Origin of the sequence: Microbacterium sp. GCM10027623 (genome assembly GCF_042666935.1) — a bacterium.
GTDB lineage: Bacteria > Actinomycetota > Actinomycetes > Actinomycetales > Microbacteriaceae > Microbacterium.
In genome coordinates this window covers 681,046-696,868 of the sequence record NZ_JBHTHE010000002.1, presented here as the reverse complement: position 1 = coordinate 696,868, position 15,823 = coordinate 681,046, and the positions used below count along the sequence as shown (strand labels likewise).

General features: G+C 70.9%; 15 protein-coding genes. 6 read left to right on the top strand and 9 right to left on the bottom strand.

What is annotated here, in order from left to right:
* Positions 1 to 44 precede the first annotated feature (44 nt).
* Positions 45 to 1,442 carry a dihydrolipoyl dehydrogenase gene (gene lpdA / locus ACFQY2_RS10700; RefSeq protein ID WP_378745773.1) on the top strand — a complete coding sequence of 466 codons (1,398 nt, stop codon included), beginning with the start codon at positions 45 to 47 and terminating at the stop codon, positions 1,440 to 1,442.
* Between the two features lie 66 nt (positions 1,443 to 1,508).
* Here lpdA and ACFQY2_RS10695 read toward each other — a convergent pair whose 3' ends face one another.
* From ACFQY2_RS10695 to ACFQY2_RS10665, 7 genes are all read right to left on the bottom strand, one after another.
* Entirely contained in the window at positions 1,509 to 2,612 is a 1,104-nt protein-coding gene (locus ACFQY2_RS10695; RefSeq protein WP_378745772.1) for an FAD-dependent oxidoreductase, read from the bottom strand.
* A complete protein-coding gene (locus ACFQY2_RS10690; protein WP_378745771.1) occupies positions 2,605 to 3,342 on the bottom strand; it encodes a methyltransferase domain-containing protein in 738 nt (245 codons plus the stop codon). The genes ACFQY2_RS10695 and ACFQY2_RS10690 overlap by 8 nt, the downstream gene beginning before the upstream one ends.
* Positions 3,339 to 4,496, bottom strand: coding sequence for a type III polyketide synthase (locus ACFQY2_RS10685; protein ID WP_378745770.1), 1,158 nt, complete (start codon positions 4,494 to 4,496; stop codon positions 3,339 to 3,341). The genes ACFQY2_RS10690 and ACFQY2_RS10685 overlap by 4 nt, the downstream gene beginning before the upstream one ends.
* 78 nt (positions 4,497 to 4,574) lie before the next feature.
* Positions 4,575 to 5,204 (bottom strand): CYTH domain-containing protein, encoded by a 630-nt coding sequence (locus tag ACFQY2_RS10680; RefSeq protein ID WP_378745769.1) that lies wholly within the window; start codon positions 5,202 to 5,204, stop codon positions 4,575 to 4,577.
* A gap of 4 nt (positions 5,205 to 5,208) precedes the next feature.
* Positions 5,209 to 5,442 (bottom strand): response regulator, encoded by a 234-nt coding sequence (locus ACFQY2_RS10675; protein WP_378745767.1) that lies wholly within the window; start codon positions 5,440 to 5,442, stop codon positions 5,209 to 5,211.
* 45 nt (positions 5,443 to 5,487) lie between these two features.
* Positions 5,488 to 5,958 (bottom strand): prepilin peptidase, encoded by a 471-nt coding sequence (locus tag ACFQY2_RS10670; RefSeq protein WP_378745766.1) that lies wholly within the window; start codon positions 5,956 to 5,958, stop codon positions 5,488 to 5,490.
* Between the two features lie 66 nt (positions 5,959 to 6,024).
* Positions 6,025 to 6,315: a DUF1905 domain-containing protein gene (locus ACFQY2_RS10665; protein ID WP_378745765.1), complete on the bottom strand. Its 291-nt coding sequence runs from the start codon at positions 6,313 to 6,315 to the stop codon at positions 6,025 to 6,027.
* A gap of 103 nt (positions 6,316 to 6,418) precedes the next feature.
* On the opposite strand from ACFQY2_RS10665, the gene ACFQY2_RS10660 reads away from it, so the two are divergent.
* The 3 genes from ACFQY2_RS10660 to ACFQY2_RS10650 are packed head-to-tail and all read left to right on the top strand — an operon-like array spanning position 6,419 to position 12,242.
* Positions 6,419 to 7,213 (top strand): hypothetical protein, encoded by a 795-nt coding sequence (locus ACFQY2_RS10660; RefSeq protein ID WP_378745764.1) that lies wholly within the window; start codon positions 6,419 to 6,421, stop codon positions 7,211 to 7,213.
* Positions 7,213 to 8,802 carry a DNA polymerase Y family protein gene (locus ACFQY2_RS10655; protein WP_378745763.1) on the top strand — a complete coding sequence of 530 codons (1,590 nt, stop codon included), beginning with the start codon at positions 7,213 to 7,215 and terminating at the stop codon, positions 8,800 to 8,802. The genes ACFQY2_RS10660 and ACFQY2_RS10655 overlap by 1 nt, the downstream gene beginning before the upstream one ends.
* Entirely contained in the window at positions 8,802 to 12,242 is a 3,441-nt protein-coding gene (locus tag ACFQY2_RS10650) for an error-prone DNA polymerase (RefSeq protein ID WP_378746159.1), read from the top strand. Before ACFQY2_RS10655 ends, ACFQY2_RS10650 begins: the two co-directional genes overlap by 1 nt.
* 7 nt (positions 12,243 to 12,249) lie before the next feature.
* On the opposite strand, the gene ACFQY2_RS10645 is transcribed toward ACFQY2_RS10650, so the two are convergent.
* Both ACFQY2_RS10645 and ACFQY2_RS10640 read right to left on the bottom strand, forming a co-directional pair.
* Positions 12,250 to 12,411, bottom strand: coding sequence for a hypothetical protein (locus ACFQY2_RS10645; RefSeq protein WP_378745762.1), 162 nt, complete (start codon positions 12,409 to 12,411; stop codon positions 12,250 to 12,252).
* A 51-nt stretch (positions 12,412 to 12,462) separates the two neighbouring features.
* Complete coding sequence (locus ACFQY2_RS10640) at positions 12,463 to 13,089, bottom strand: MarR family winged helix-turn-helix transcriptional regulator (RefSeq protein WP_378745761.1); 627 nt, start codon at positions 13,087 to 13,089, stop codon at positions 12,463 to 12,465.
* Positions 13,090 to 13,175: 86 nt separating this feature from the next.
* On the opposite strand from ACFQY2_RS10640, the gene ACFQY2_RS10635 reads away from it, so the two are divergent.
* A complete protein-coding gene (locus tag ACFQY2_RS10635; protein ID WP_378745760.1) occupies positions 13,176 to 15,383 on the top strand; it encodes an MMPL family transporter in 2,208 nt (735 codons plus the stop codon).
* Positions 15,380 to 15,820: a pyrimidine dimer DNA glycosylase/endonuclease V gene (locus tag ACFQY2_RS10630; RefSeq protein WP_378745758.1), complete on the top strand. Its 441-nt coding sequence runs from the start codon at positions 15,380 to 15,382 to the stop codon at positions 15,818 to 15,820. The genes ACFQY2_RS10635 and ACFQY2_RS10630 overlap by 4 nt, the downstream gene beginning before the upstream one ends.
* The last annotated feature ends 3 nt before the right edge of the window (positions 15,821 to 15,823 follow it).

Here is a 15,823-nt window from a genome sequence, read left to right as displayed (position 1 = left end):
TCTCCGGACGGCTCGCCACGCCGTGCAGACGATAGGCTGAAGTCATGCCACATTACGATGTCGTCATCCTCGGCGCGGGCCCTGGCGGATACGTCGCCGCCGTCCGCAGCGCTCAGCTCGGCCTGTCCACCGCGATCATCGAGGAGAAGTACTGGGGCGGTGTGTGTCTGAACGTGGGCTGCATCCCCTCCAAGTCGCTTCTCAAGAACGCGGAGGTCGCGCACACGTTCACCCACAAGGCCGAGTTCTTCGGCATCTCGGGTGATGTGCACTTCGACTTCGGTGCGGCGTTCGACCGGAGCCGCAAGGTCTCGGAGACCCACGTCAAGGGCATCCACTTCCTGATGAAGAAGAACAAGGTGACCGAGTACGAGGGTCGCGGCACGTTCACGGGCCCCAAGGCCATCTCGGTGGCGAAGTCGGACGGCACCACCGAAGAGGTCACCTTCGACAACGCGATCATCGCGACCGGCTCCGCCGTGCGCCTGTTGCCCGGCGTCCAGCTGAGCGAGAACGTGGTCACCTATGAGGAGCAGATCCTCAGCCGCGAGCTGCCCGAGTCGATCGCGATCGTCGGCGCCGGCGCGATCGGCATGGAATTCGCCTACGTGCTGGTCAACTACGGGGTGAAGGTCACCATCATCGAGTTCCTCGATCGCGCACTGCCGAACGAGGACGCCGAGGTCTCCAAGGAGATCCAGCGCCAGTACAAGAAGCTCGGCGTCGACATCCTCACCTCCACCGCGGTCAAGACCGTGACCGACAACGGCTCCTCCGTGCACATCACCTACGAGACCCGTGACGGCAAGACGGGCGAGCTCGACGCGGGCAAGGTGCTCATGTCCGTCGGATTCGCGCCGAACATCGACGGCTTCGGCCTGGACAAGACCGGCGTCAAGCTCACCGAGCGCGGCGCGATCGACATCGACGATCACATGCGCACCAACGTCGAGGGCATCTACGCCATCGGCGATGTGACGGCGAAGCTGCAGCTGGCGCATGTCGCGGAGGCGCAGGGCGTCGTCGCGGCCGAGACCATCGCCGGGGCCGAGACGCAGACGCTGGGCGACTATCGCATGATGCCGCGTGCCACGTTCTGCCAGCCGCAGGTGGCCAGCTTCGGTCTCACCGAGGAGCAGGCCAGGGCCGAGGGACGCGAGATCAAGGTCGCGAAGTTCCCGTTCAGCGCGAACGGCAAGGCGAACGGACTGGGCGAGCCGATCGGCTTCGTCAAGCTCATCGCCGACGCCGAGCACCTCGAGCTCATCGGCGGTCACCTGATCGGCCCGGACGTCTCCGAGCTGCTGCCCGAACTGACCCTGGCGCAGAAGTGGGACCTGACGGCGCTCGAGGCAGCCCGCAACGTGCACACGCACCCGACTCTGTCGGAGGCGCTGCAGGAGGGCTTCCACGGCCTCGCCGGTCACATGATCAACCTCTGAGCGCTCGGATCCCGACGCGCGGTTCGAGAGCCCGGTCCGTTCGGACCGGGCTCTCGTCGTTCCCGCTCAGACCCCGCCCATGGTGACCAGTACCGCGGCGCGCTCCCGCAGCGGTGCGGATCCGAGCACGCGGATGACGCCCTCCCTGACCCGCTGCGCCGTCGGTGGCATCGGCGCTCCCATCGCCATGTAGAACGCGGAGCGCCGCTGGGCGCCGACCGCGCGTGCGGACGCCCGTCGCGCGTAGCCCTCGAGCCGCGCCGTCCCGCTGCGCAGACCCTCGATCAGCAGCGGCGCGAGCATCACGGCATCCGACCAGCCGAGATTCATGCCCTGTCCGCCGATCGGGCTGATCTCATGGGCGGCGTCGCCGAGCAGCGCCACCCTCCCCCGTGCCATGCGGACGGCGCGGTGCTGCTCGACCGCGAACACCGTCGGCGCGAGACCCTCGGGGATGCGGATGCCGATGCCCGTCCGGGACCGGATCGCCTCGGTGAAGCCGTCCGGCGTCACCGTGTCCCCGCCATCCGTGCGGCGGATGACCCACCGCCTCGTTCCCGAGGGAAGAGGGAACGACTCCACCAGGCCGGCCGGTTCGCAGTGGATGCGCGCCACCCGGTCCTCACCGTCGACGTCGGGGATGTCGATCATCGCGTACGGCGCCGGTCCGCCGCGCCTGATCCACCCGACTCCGGCCGCCCGACGCAGCGCGCTGCGCACCCCGTCCGCGACGATCAGGAAGGGCGCGGAGAGATCGCCGTCGGTCGTGTGGACGAGCACGCGGGAGCCCTCATCCCGGAAGCCGACGACGGAGCTGCCCGCACGGATCGTGCCGCCGAGCTCCTGCAGTCGGGCACGCAGCAGGGCGTCGGTGCGCTGCTGCGCCAGGGTCAGGACCGGACGTGCCGTGCCGAAGCGCACCGAGGCCAGCATCCGTCCACGGGCGTGCACCTCGCCGCGGTCGAGCGCGACGGCCTCTGCGCGCACCGCCGCGCCGATGCCGGCGGCGTCGAGAGCGGCGCCGCCGGGCGGATGGATGCCGATGGCGCGCGAGCGCGGGTCCGCGCCGGGGCGCTTCTCGACGATGAGCACGTCGGCGCCGCGACCGGCGAGCAGGCACCCGAGGAGCAGGCCGACCGGCCCGGCACCGGCGATGACCACGTCAGCCATCGTCATCCTGCCCCGCGGACTGCGGGTCCAGAGCGCGCAGCAGCAGCCGGAACGGCGCCCGCCGCTCGACGCGCCATCCGTCTCCGGCGACGGCTGCCAGCTCCCCGGCTGTGAACGAGCGACGGATGCTGGTGAGCCCGTCGGACCGGATGAACGAGCCGGCCAGGAGGGTGCGCTCCAGCGGAAGGGTCGCCGCCGCGAACAGCGCGTACGCCGTGCGACCGCGGGCGATGTCGCCGTGCAGGACCGCTCCGCCCGGCGCGGTGAGACGGAGCGAGTCGACCAGCATGCGCGAGAGCGTATCGGAGGTCAGGTGATGCAGCATGTGGTTGGAGAGCACGACGTCGAAGCTCTCGCCGGCGGACACCAGGTCGGAAGCCGATGCGCACACCCAGCGCAGGCCGGGAGGGCCGTCCTGCGCGGCCGCCCAGCGGACCGCGCGCTGATCGATGTCCAGTCCGGTCACCTCGGCGTCGCAGCCGTCACGTCTCAGCAGCCCGGCGATCAGCCGGGTGACGTCTCCCCCGCCCGCGCCGATGTCGAGCACGCGCAGGCGCCCTCGGCGAGCGAGCGGGCGGATGTCGCGCCGGTACACCCCGCGCCACCCCGACACCACCGCGTTGACGAGCGGGAACAGCGTGTAGGTGCGATCGAGCATGCCCTGATCGGCGTCGGGCTCGTCCATCAGCTCCCGCGCCCCGGCGGCGCGATGCGTCAGGTCCGGGATCATGCCCCGGGCGCGAGCACGGTGAGCATCGCGCTCTCGGCGGTCAGTCCGGGCCCGAAGGCCATCGCCGCCACCCGGTCGCCCGCCTGCGCCTGCGCGCTCTGCAGGATGTCGCGCAGCACGAAGAGCACCGTCGCGCTGGACATGTTGCCGTACCGACGCAGGATGTCCCTGGCGGGATGCAGCTGCTCGTCGGTGAGATGCAGGCGCTCCTGAACCCGGTCGAGGATGCTGCGCCCACCGGGATGGATCGCCCAGTGCGCCACCGGGTCGCCGATGCGGTCGTCCTCGAACGCCGCGGCGAGGTCCTGGTCATCGGACCAGAGCGGGCGCAGCGCGGTGCGGATGCTCTCCCCGATGATCTGCGGCACGGCCGTGGACAGCACCATCTCGAAGCCGCTGTCCCCGATCGTCCAGGCCATGTCCTTCTCCCCCTGAGGCGCGATCGCCGTGCGGAAGCGGTCCAGGCTGAACGCCGGGACGCTCGAGTCGAGGGAACGCGCGGTGACCAGGCCGGCCGCCGCGCCGTCGGAGAACAGCGACGAGGCGATGATCATGTCGGGATCCTCCGCCGAGCGCAGGTGCAGCGTGCACAGCTCCACGCTCACGACCAGGACCACCGCATCCGGGTCGGCGAGGCAGAACTGCCGTGCCGCGCGCAGCGCGGGCATCGCGGCGTAGCAGCCCATGAAGCCCAGGTGATAGCGCTCCACGGCATCCGACATTCCCAGTGCGCGCACGATCTCGAAGTCGGGTCCTGGGGCATGGAAGCCGGTGCAGGACACCGTGACCACATGCGTCACATCGGCGGCGGTGAGGTCCGGATCGGCGTCCAGCGCACGACGGGCAACGTCGACGAAGAGCCGGTCCGCCTCGCGGATGTAGATCTCGTTGCGCGCCTTGGTGCCCGGCGCGAGCAGCTCCCCGCTCTCGCGGTCGTAGAACATCGGCGTGGAGGTCTCGGCATCCAGGGAGAGCTCGCCGAGCACCGTGTGCCGCGTCTCGATCCCGGACCCGTTGAACGATGCGGTGACCAGCCGCTGGGCCAGCCTGCTCAGCGCCGGCTGGCCGGCGAAGACGTCGCGCACGGTGTCCTGGTCCAGCGGGATGTCGGGGACGATGGTCTGCAGGGAACGGAGCTGCACGGTGGGGCTCATGCGGTCATTCCACCATCCGCGGAACCCCGGTGGATAGGGCTTGCGTCGAACGCGGGACTCTGCGATATGGCGGCGGTCTCAGAGTCCGAGCGCGCGCGCCAGCTTGGAGCCGGAGGACGGCGGGCGTCCTCCGCTGGCCAGCACCGCCTGTTCGACGGCGGTGAAGAACCGCTCGCGGCCCGCCTCGTCCGCCGGAGCGGCCGGTCCCAGCTCCATCTCCCATTCGCGCCATTCCCTGCGGATGCCGCTGCCCAGATCGGTGGCGCGCACCCGGTCGTCGACGAACTCGGCGATCACGCCGTGCTCCCCGACCAACCGGTAGGCGGTACGGGAGTTCTCGATGCGCGCGATCGGCTGCAGCTCCTCGCCGGTCCACTGCGCGACCGTCTCGGCGACGGCATCCGGCATCCGGCCGTCCTCGTCCAGCGGCCAGCCGAGTTCGAGCCGGCCGTCGCCCTGGCGCGGCCCCTTGATGTGCCAGCCCGCGTCGGGTCCGCCGGTGCGACGGCGCAGGGCGACGCCGCTGCGCGCCAGGGCGCGATCCGCGGTGTCCAGGTAGCGGGCGTCGAGTTCGCGCGGCTCGCCCTCGCTCACCGAGATCACACCGGGAACGCGCCCCCAGTCCGGCAGGGCGGTGTCGGCGTCGGCGTCGTACTTGCGCTCGATCTCGAAGGTGCGCTGCGGCTCGTCCGTCGGCTGCGATGCCACCGGATCAGTCGTCCTCGCGGTTCTGATCGGCACTGGGCGAGATGTCGTCCTCGGACTGGAGGAATCGGAAGCCCACCTCGGTCGGGCCGTCGTGAGCGCCCGTGTTCGCCGCGTCGCCTTCGCGCTGATACGTGAGCTGGGTTTCGCTGTAGGGCAGGATCAGGGAGTCCTGGGTCTCGTCGTCGAGCGGAATGATCTGCCCGTCGAGCGGGCCGCCGTGAAGTCGTGCGATTGCCATGTGCTCACACTATCCCTCGTGTGCGGTCGCCGCGCAGGTCCGTGGTCATGTCGCCGCGATCGCGAGGACGGCGCCCAGGATCATCCACGGGCCGAAGGCGATGCGCGTGGAGCGATCCGCGCGCCGCAGGAGCATCAGCGTCAGGGCGAACAGCGCCCCGAGCAGGAAGGCCGCGGCGGATCCGATCACCAGGGTCGCCCAGCCGTGCCGGGACAGCACCAGTCCGATCACGGCGGCGAGCTTCACGTCGCCGCCGCCCATCCCCTGCCGGGAGGCCAGGTGCATCACGGCGTAGAAGGCGCCGAGGACGAGCCCTCCCAGCAGGGCGCGCAGCATCCGCTGCACGTCTGCCGTGACCAGCGCCTCGACGACCACCAGCACGATCAGAGCGCCCAGCGTCGGCAGCACGATGCGGTTCGGCAGTCGATGCGTGCGGGCGTCGATGACGACCAGCCACAGCCCCACCCCTGCCAGTGCCAGGTGCGCGATCAGCACGGCGACGGAGTGAGCGGACACCCTCGCAGGTTAGGCGAAAGCATCCGGCGCCCGCGGGAGCCTGTGGATAACCCCACGCCAGCCGGCTCAGACGTCGAGGATGTCGAGATCGACGGTGACCACGTCTCCCGCCGCGATCCCCTGCGCCTGACGCACCTGCTTCTTCAACGGCAGCACGAAGGCGGATCCGTTGAAGAAGATCGAGGTCGTCCACGCCGTGAGCCCGATCCGGGCCTGCACTCGCAGAGATCCGAAGCCGCGTCGCGGAGCGGGCAGTTCGCGGATCTCGAGGGAGAGCTCCTCGGGCAGCGTCGCGAAGAACCAGGATTCGGCTCTGGCATCCCAGAGCGTGACCTCGCTCTCGAACTCGATCCGCATGCTCTCAGCGTAGCCGCGTCCCGGGCGTTCGACGATGTCCGATGTACGAACTAGTCTGCTGAAAGCACTTGAACTGTTCGAACCTTTCTTCGAGGATGGATGCATGGGGATCGGAACGATCGCGGCGCTCTCCCCCGCCGATGAACGGGCGGGAGACATCCTTCGCCTGCGCAGGGAGATCGGGCGCATGCAGCGTCGTCGCAGCGACGACGCGACACTGCCGCTGCACCCCGTCCTCCAGGATCTGCTGCCCGAGCGCGGGCTGCTGACCGGCGCGGTGTACTCGGTCTCCCCCTCGCCGAGTCTGATCTTCGCATTGATGAGCGCCGTCTCCCAGCGAGGCAGCTGGTGCGCCGCCGTCGGCATGCCCACCCTCGGGCTGGAGGCCGCCGCGGGCTTCGGCATCGATCTGTCGCGGCTGATCCTGGTTCCCTCTCCCGCCGAGCGGTGGCTGGCGGTGGTCTCCGCACTGGCCGAGGTGGTGCCGCTGATCGCGGTCAATCCGGCCTCCGGGGCGCGCGATGCGGATGCCGCACGGCTGGCCGCCCGCCTGCGCGACCGGGGCTGCACGCTGCTGACCACCTCCCCCTGGCCGCAGGGCGAAGGGCTGATCAGCCTGCACGATCCGCACTGGGAGGGTCTCGGCGAGGGCTGGGGGCTGCTGGCGGAGCGCACGGTGACAGTGACCGCGCAGACCCGGTCCGCCCCGCGTCCGCAGAGCCTGCGGGTGCAGCTGCCGAGCGGACTCGGAGCCGTCGAGGCGGCTCCCGCGACCGAGGAGGATCGGGTCCCTGAGCTCGCGCCCACGCGCCCCGGAGGCTCGAGACGACGCGAAGCGGCGGCGGGAGTGGGGCGTGGGGACGAAGGGCCCGCGCACCCGCGCTGGGCGGTGGCGTGATGGGCGACCGCGTGACGGAGGCTGCGCAGACCGTGCGGATGCATGTGCTGTGGCTCCCCGACTGGCCGCTGCGCGCCGCACTGGGAACGGCCCCGCCGCATCCGGCCACCGCCCTCGTGCACGGCGGTGTCGTCACCGCCTGCACGGACTCCGCCCGGGCGCACGGCGTCCGGGTCGGGCAGCGCAGACGGCTCGCGCAGAGCAGGATGCCCTCGCTGCGGATGCTGCCGCACGACCCCGCGCAGGATGAACGCGCCTTCCTGCCGGTGCTGCGTCTGATCGAGGAGCACGCTCCCGGGGTGCATCTGCTGCGCCCCGGGCTCGCCGCCCTCCGCTCCCGCGGCATCTCGCGCTACCACGGCGGCGAGGAGGGCGCCGCCGTGGCCCTGCTCGGCATCCTCGCCGAGGCGGGCTACGGCGAGACCAGGATCGGCGTCGCCGACGGGATGTTCACGGCCGAGCTGGCCGCGCGCACCACCACGGCGGACGGCGGCCCCGCCTGGACGGTGATCCCGCCGGGCGAGGCCAGGAGGTTCCTCGCGCCGCTCCCCCTGCACGTGCTCGGCGAGGCGGAGCTGGAGGATCTGCTGCGCCGTCTGGGCATCGCCACGCTCGGCGAGTTCGCCGCGCTGGAGACCACGGCGGTGCGGGAGCGCTTCGGTGAGCACGGCGCACGCCTGCACGCCCTCGCACGCGGCGCCGACTCCCGGCCGCTGCAACCCCGGCCACCCGACCCGCAGCTGGCGAGGGAGGTCGCGTTCGAGACGCCGCTCGGGCAGTCCGACCAGATCGCCTTCGCCGTGCGGCAGTCGGCGGACGCCGTGATGCTCGCTCTCGCCGACGCCTCCGCGGTGTGCACCGAGGTGCGCATCGATCTCACCGACGACGACGGGGCGGTCTCCTCGCGCACCTGGCTGCACCCGACCTGCTTCGACGAGGGCGACCTCGTCGACAGGGTCCGCTGGCAGCTCGAGGCACTCGCGGCGGAGACCACCAGGTCCGCGCAGGCCGGGGAGGATGCCGACGCCGCGCACTCCTTCCGCGGGATCGTCGGTGTGCGCATCGCGCCCGTGGCGGTGGACGACGCCGCCCACCATCAGATCGGCCTGTTCGGATCGGGCACGGATGAGCGTCTGCACCATGCCGTCTCGCGGGTGCAGACGATGCTCGGGCACACCGCCGTCACGACCGCCGCCGTGTCGGGAGGGCGCCTGCTCGCCGATCGCCAGGTGCTGACGCCGTGGGGCGAGCGGCCGATCGTGGAGCGCGATCCCTCTCTGCCCTGGCCGGGGCGTCTGCCCGATCCGCTGCCCGCCGAGATCTTCATTCCTCTGCGCCCGGTGCGGGTGACGGATGCCGAGGGAGCCGATGTGACCATCGGCGAGCGCGGTGAGATGTCGCATCCTCCCGCCCGCATCGACGACAGCGAGGTGATCGGCTGGGCCGGCCCCTGGCCGGTGCACGAGCATCGCTGGGATGCCGCGCGCAGCCGATCGGGTCACCGCTTCCAGCTGCTGGATGCACGGCACCGCGCCTGGCTGGTGCTGCACTCCGCTGACGGCTGGTGGGCGGAAGGGCGGTACCGCTGATGGGCTTCAACAATCCGAAGCTGCCGTGGTCGGAGCTGGCGCGGACGCTGAACGCGCCGACCGCACCGGTGTCCGCCGAGCCCCCTGCGCAGCGCGAGGCGCCCACCCCGCTGAGCAGGCACAGACCGCCGGCATCCCGTCCTGTCACCCCCCGCCCCGAGAACGCGGTGCCGTACGCCGAGCTGCACGCGCACTCGTCGTACTCCTTCCTCGACGGCGCCTCCTCCCCCGACGACCTGCTCGCCGAGGCCGAGGGTCTGGGCCTGACCGCGCTGGCGATCACCGACCACGACGGGTTCTACGGTGCCGCGCGCTTCGCCGAGGCCGCCGAGCTCACCGGAGTGCAGACCGTCTTCGGCGCCGAGCTCTCCCTCGGGGACTCGGACGGTCTCCTCCTGGGAGATGGGTCTCTGAGCCCGACGCAGGGCCGCACGGGCACTCCCGACCCGGTGGGTGAGCATCTGCTCGTGCTGGCGAACGGCGTCGAGGGCTATCACCGCCTCGCGGGGGCCATCACCCGCGCCCAGCTGCGCGGCGGCGAGAAGGGACGGCCGCGCTACGACCTGGACGACCTCGTCGAGAGCGCCGGGGGGCACTGGACGATCCTGACCGGATGCCGCAAGGGCGGCGTGCGCCGAGGGATGGAGCAGGGCGATGCCGAGAGCCCGCTGCGCCGGCTGGTCGACCTGTTCGGCCGGGACAGGGTGGCCGTCGAGCTGATCGACCACGGCGATCCGCTCGACAGCCGTCGCAACGACGCTCTCGCCTCGCTGGCATCCGACCTGCACCTGCCGGTCGTGGCCACCGGCAACGTGCACTACGCGACGCCCGAGAAGGCGGGCCTCGCGGAGGCCATCGCCGCGGTCAGGGCCACCCGCAGCATGGATGAGCTCGACGGGTGGCTGCCCGCCCACGCCTCCGCGCATCTGCGCAGCGGCGCCGAGATGACCGCACGGTTCCGCCGCTACCCCGGCGCGATCTCGAACGGCCTGCGCATCGCCGCGGACTGCGCCTTCCCGCTGCGCAGGGCCAAGCCCGCACTGCCCCGGCAAGAGGTGCCGGAGGGAGAGACGCCCATGAGTCATCTGCGCTCACTGGTCTGGGCAGCGGTCCCGTCCAAGTACCCCCGCATCGACGATGCAGGCCGCAGCCGTATCGAGCGCGAGCTGAACGTCATCGCCGAGAAGGACTTCCCGGGATACTTCCTCATCGTCCACGGGATCGTCGAGGAGGCCAGGCGCCGCGGCATCCTCTGTCAGGGGCGCGGGTCGGCCGCGGCGAGCGCGGTCTGCTATCTGCTGGGCATCACCGCGGTCGATCCGATCCTGTATGGCCTGCCCTTCGAGCGGTTCCTCGCCACCACCCGCAACGAGGAGCCGGACATCGATGTGGACTTCGACTCCAGCCGCCGCGAGGAGATCATCCAGTGGGTCTACCGCACCTATGGGCGCGAGCGTGCGGCACAGGTGGCGAACGTCATCCAGTACCGGCCGAAGAACGCCGTGCGCGACATGGCACGGGCTCTGGGGCACTCCCCTGGTCAGCAGGACGCCTGGTCGAAGCAGGTCGACGGCTGGAGTGCGGGGATCGAGGCCCCGGAGGGCAACGACATCCCCGACGACGTGCTGGCCTATGCGGGCGAGCTGCTGAAGGCGCCCCGGCATCTCGGCATCCACTCCGGCGGGATGGTGCTCACCGCCCAGCCTGTGGGCGAGGTGGTGCCGGTGGAGCATGCCCGGATGCAGGATCGCACGGTCATCCAGTGGGACAAGGACGACGCCGCCTGGATGGGGCTGGTGAAGTTCGATCTGCTGGGGCTCGGGATGCTGTCCGCCCTGCGGCACTGCTTCGACCTGATCGCCGAGACCACCGGGGAGGTGTGGACGCTGGACAGCATCCCCAAGGAGGAGGGCGCGGTGTACGACATGCTCTGCCGAGCCGACTCCATCGGTGTGTTCCAGGTGGAGTCGCGGGCGCAGATGGGGCTGCTGCCGCGTCTGCGCCCACGGCGGTTCTACGAGCTGGCCATCCAGATCGCCCTGATCCGGCCCGGTCCCATCCAGGGCGGCGCGGTGCATCCGTTCGTCCGGCGCAAGCTGGGCCAGGACGAGGTGACCTATGCGCATCCTGTCCTGAAGCCGGTGCTGGAGCGCACCCTGGGCATTCCGGTGTTCCAGGAGCAGCTGATCCAGATGGCGACGGTGCTGGGCGACTGCACCGCCGACGAGGCGGACCTGCTGCGGCGGGCGATGGGCTCCAAGCGCGGACTGGAGCGGATCGACAAGATCCGGGACTCCCTGTACGCGGGGATGCGTGAGAAGGGCCTGAGCGCGGAGACGGCAGACCGCATCTACGCGCAGATCCAGGCCTTCTCGAACTTCGGCTTCGCCGAGTCGCACTCGCTGTCCTTCGCCCTGCTCGTCTACGCCAGCTCCTGGCTGAAGCTGCACTACCCGGCGGCCTTCCTGGCCGGGCTGCTGCGCTCCCAGCCGATGGGGTTCTACTCGGCGGCCTCGCTGACCGCCGATGCCCGTCATCACGGGGTGCGGGTGCTGCGGCCGGATCTGCATCTCTCCGGCTCGCTGGACGGTCTGGAGCCGATCGACCAGGACCGGACGGCCCCGGAAGCGGAGCCCACCGGCCTGGACTCGTGTCTTCTCGTGCCGCAGCCCCCGACGGGCGCGTTCGACCCTGCGGCACTGGACGAATCGGCCGCGCACCGCCGTGACGGCCGGTTCGCCGTGCGGCTGGGACTCAGCGGCATCCGCGGGATCGGGACGAAGCTGGCCGAGAGGATCGTCTCCTCCCGCACGGAGCACGGGCCGTTCCGCGACCTGCACGACCTGGTGCGGCGCACGGATGCCACCGCCGGCCAGCTGGAGTCGCTGGCCACCGCCGGGGCGTTCGAGTGCCTGGGACTGAGCCGACGCGAGGGGATCTGGCTGGCGGGCGCCGCCGCCGAGGACCGCGCGCGCTTCCTGCCCGGCACGGCCGTCGCCGTGCAGCCGCCGCTGTTCGCGGATCAGAGCGGGTACGAGCGGTTGGCTGCCGATCTCTGGGCCACCGGCGTCTCCACGGACGATCACCCCATGGCGCACCTGCGCGCAGCGCTCACCGAGCGCGGTGTGCTGGCCTCCGATCGGCTGCGCACCCATGAGTCGGGGCGGCGCATCGAGGTCGCCGGCGTGGTCACGCACCGGCAGCGGCCGGCCACGGCCAGCGGGGTGACGTTCCTCAACCTCGAGGACGAGCACGGGCTGGTGAACGTGATCTGCACGACGGGCGTGTGGGCCCGCTATCGCCGGGTCGCCCGCGACTCTCCCGCACTCATCGTCCGAGGCATCCTGGAGCGCTCGCCCGAGGGCGTCGCAAACGTGCTGGCGGACGCCTTCGAGGATCTGCGCACCGGTCTCGCGCACCGATCCAGGGATTTCCGGTGAGGTCCGATCACCAGAACCTGTCCGCCGGCTGGGCGGGGGGCTTGTCGGCACCGCCCCAGCGATCCGCCTCCGCCTTCGCCGCCTCCGCGGCGGCATCCGCATCGCGCAGCGCGGCCTCCGCGTCAGCCGCAGCCGGACGCAGGGACTCCGCCGGTCGATTCTTCTCCATGACCACACTCTAGGCACGGATGACGGACTGCGGGCGGCGTGATCCGGATCGTCACTCTCCTGTGCGCTGCGCCCAGGGCTCGTCTCCCGGCGTGATCTCCTGAGCCATGTCCCTGAGGAAGCGGATCACGACATCCCGCTCGGCGGGGGTGAGTCGGGCGGCCGCGTAGAAGCGCTTGGACTGCTGCCTTCCCACGGTCTCCATCGCCGCCTGGTGCGTCTCCGGTGTGATGGAGATGGCGAGCGCCCTCCGGTCGGTCGGATGCGGAGAGCGCACGATGTGCCCGCCGCGCTCCAGACGATCAAGGAGCTTGGTCGTCGACGCAGACGATATCCGCAGGTGATGCGAGATGCCCCCCGGCGTGGCGATCAGGTCCTGGTGCGCGCACACGATCAGATAGTGCAGCGCGCGCATGTCGGTCTCATTGAGCTGCATGTAGCGGCGGGACGCCTCGGAGAGCATCTCCTCCGCGGTGCGCAGCTCCCCCAGTGCAGCCATCAGCTCGCTGATCTGGCGGACATCGGAGCCGGCCATCCCCGTGCGGTCGATGAGGATCTGCTGCGGGTCGCCGGAGTCGACGTCGTAGACCGCCCCCTGTGCGAGACCGTCGGGGGTCGACGTCGCGCGCCGTCGCACATCGACCGGACGGTCCGGTTCCGGTCGCGCATCCGCACTCATGGCGTCATCCTACCGAACTCACCCCATGTTGCTTTCTCGCCTGGCTAGCAATACGCTTTTCAGGAGTTTCTTCTGGAAAGGGCCGCATGTCGCTTCGCACTGAGAACCACCGCCGATCCTGGCCGCGCACCCTCCTGTCCGCTGTGCTGATCCTGCTGTGGCTGGCACTGGCCGGGCTGGGCGGCCCCCTGTTCGGCAAGATCGACGAGGTCTCCTCGAACGACCGCACGGCCTACCTGCCGGATTCGGCACAGGCGACCGAGGTGCAGAACGCGCTCGACGACTTCCTCGGCTCGGACTCTCTGCCCGCGGTCGTCGTCTTCGAATCCGAGACGACCATCGACGACGCGCTGAGGGACCAGCTCAGCGCCGCCCTCGACGACGCCGTCACCGCGGAGGGAGTGAAGGACGACCCCTCGCCCGTGATCGTCTCCGAGGACGGACTCGCCGCGCAGGCCTTCGTCCCCATCGACGCGGATGCCGACGTCGGCGACGTCTCCTCCGCGCTCTCCTCCGATCTGCGCGACGCCGTGCCGGACGGCATCACCGTGCACATCACCGGTCCGGCCGGGTTCACCGCCGACCTCGTGGCCGGTTTCGCGGGCATCGACGGCATTCTGCTGCTGGTCGCCCTGCTGGCTGTGCTCGTGATCCTGGTGATCGTGTACCGGTCGCTCCTGCTGCCGGTCGTCGTGCTCAGCACCAGCCTGTTCGCCCTGTGCGTGGCACTGCTGGTGGTGTGGTGGGCGGCCAAGCTCGACATCCTGCTGCTCAGCGGGCAGACGCAGGGCATCCTGTTCATCCTCGTGATCGGCGCCGCGACCGACTACTCGCTGCTCCTCGTCGCTCGCTACCGGGAGGAACTGCGCTCCACCGATGACAAGTGGTCTGCCGTCCGCGCCGCGTGGAAGGGCTCCTTCGAGCCGATCCTCGCCTCGGGGGGAACGGTGATCGCGGGACTGCTGTGCCTGCTGCTGAGTGACCTGAAGTCGAACAGCACTCTCGGCCCCGTCGCGGCCATCGGCATCGTGTTCGCGATGCTCTCCGCTCTGACCCTGCTCCCCGCCCTGCTGGCGCTCTTCGGCCGGGCCGTGTTCTGGCCGCGCCGTCCGGCGTTCGAGCCCCAGCGCGCCGCCGACGAGAACCCGCTGGACGCACGAGGGGTCTGGCCGCGGCTGACCCGCCTGGTGCGCCGTCGCCCTCGACTGATCTGGATCTCCACCACTGTCGTGCTCGCGATCGCCGCGGCCGGCGTGGTGCAGCTGCAGGCCGGCGGCATCCCCCAGTCCGACCTGGTGCTCGGCCAGTCCGAGGCACGGGACGGCCAGGCTGTGCTCGGCGAGCACTTCCCCGGCGGGTCGGGGAGTCCGGTGTACGTGCTGGTCGACGAATCGCGGATGCAGGACGCCGCCGACGTGCTCCTCGGCGATGACGGCATCGACGGCGTCTCGGTGACCTCGTCCGACTCGGCCTCGGGCAGCGCGCCCGTCACCGAAGACGGCGTCCAGGCCTTCGGCCCTCCCGGAACCCCGGCCCCTGAGCCGACGGTCGTCGACGGGCGCGTGCTGCTGCAGGGCACGCTCACCGCGGCCGCCGACTCCACGGACGCGGAGGACACGGTGAACGCCCTGCGCGGCGAGTTCGAGGACATGGATGCCCTGGTCGGTGGGGTCACGGCCACGTCGATCGCCACCAACACGGCGTCGATCCACGACCGCAACCTGATCATCCCGGTGATCCTCGTGGTGATCTTCGTGATCCTCATGCTGCTGCTGCGCGCCGTGCTGGCGCCGGTGCTGCTCATCCTCACCACCGTGCTCTCGTTCGGCTCCGCACTGGGAGTCGCGGCGCTGGTGTTCAACGGGGTGTTCCAATTCCCCGGAGCCGACCCCGCCGTGCCGCTGTTCGGGTTCGTCTTCCTCGTCGCCCTGGGGATCGACTACAACATCTTCCTGATGACGCGCGTGCGCGAGGAGTCCCAGCGCCACGGCACACACGAGGGCATCCTGCGCGGGCTCGCCGTGACGGGTGGTGTGATCACCTCGGCCGGCCTCGTGCTGGCCGCGACCTTCGCCGCACTGTCGGTGATCCCGATCCTGTTCCTCGTGCAGATCGCCTTCATCGTCGCCTTCGGCGTGCTGCTGGACACCTTCGTGGTGCGCTCGCTGCTCGTGCCGGCGCTGAGCCACGACATCGGGCGGGCGATCTGGTGGCCGTCGCGCCTCAGTCGTCGAGAGGTCGACGAGGCGGCTGCGGCCGGGACCGCGCGTGCCGAGGAGGAGCGGACGGAGTGAGGATCTGGTCGCTGCATCCGGCGCATCTGGATCGCGCGGCTCTGATCGCCTGCTGGCGGGAGACGCTGCTGGCTCAGGCGGTGCTTGCCGGACGCACGCGGGGCTACCTCCGGCATCCGCAGCTGGAGCGGTTCCGCGAGCAGGCGGACCCGCTCACCGCGGTCGGCGCCTACCTCGTGGGCATCGCGGCCGAGGCCGACGCCCGCGGCTACCGCTTCGACCGATCGCGCATCCTGTCCCCCGCCACCCCGGATGCGGGCATCGCCGTCACGGACGGTCAGCTGACGCTGGAGTGGGCGCACCTGGGCGCCAAGCTGCAGGCGCGCAGTCCCGCCGATGCGGAGCGCTGGCGCGCGGCGGAACCCTCGCCGCACCCGCTCTTCCACGTCGTGCCCGGCGGCGTGGCCTCCTGGGAGCGCGCGCTTCCGGACCGCTGAGAC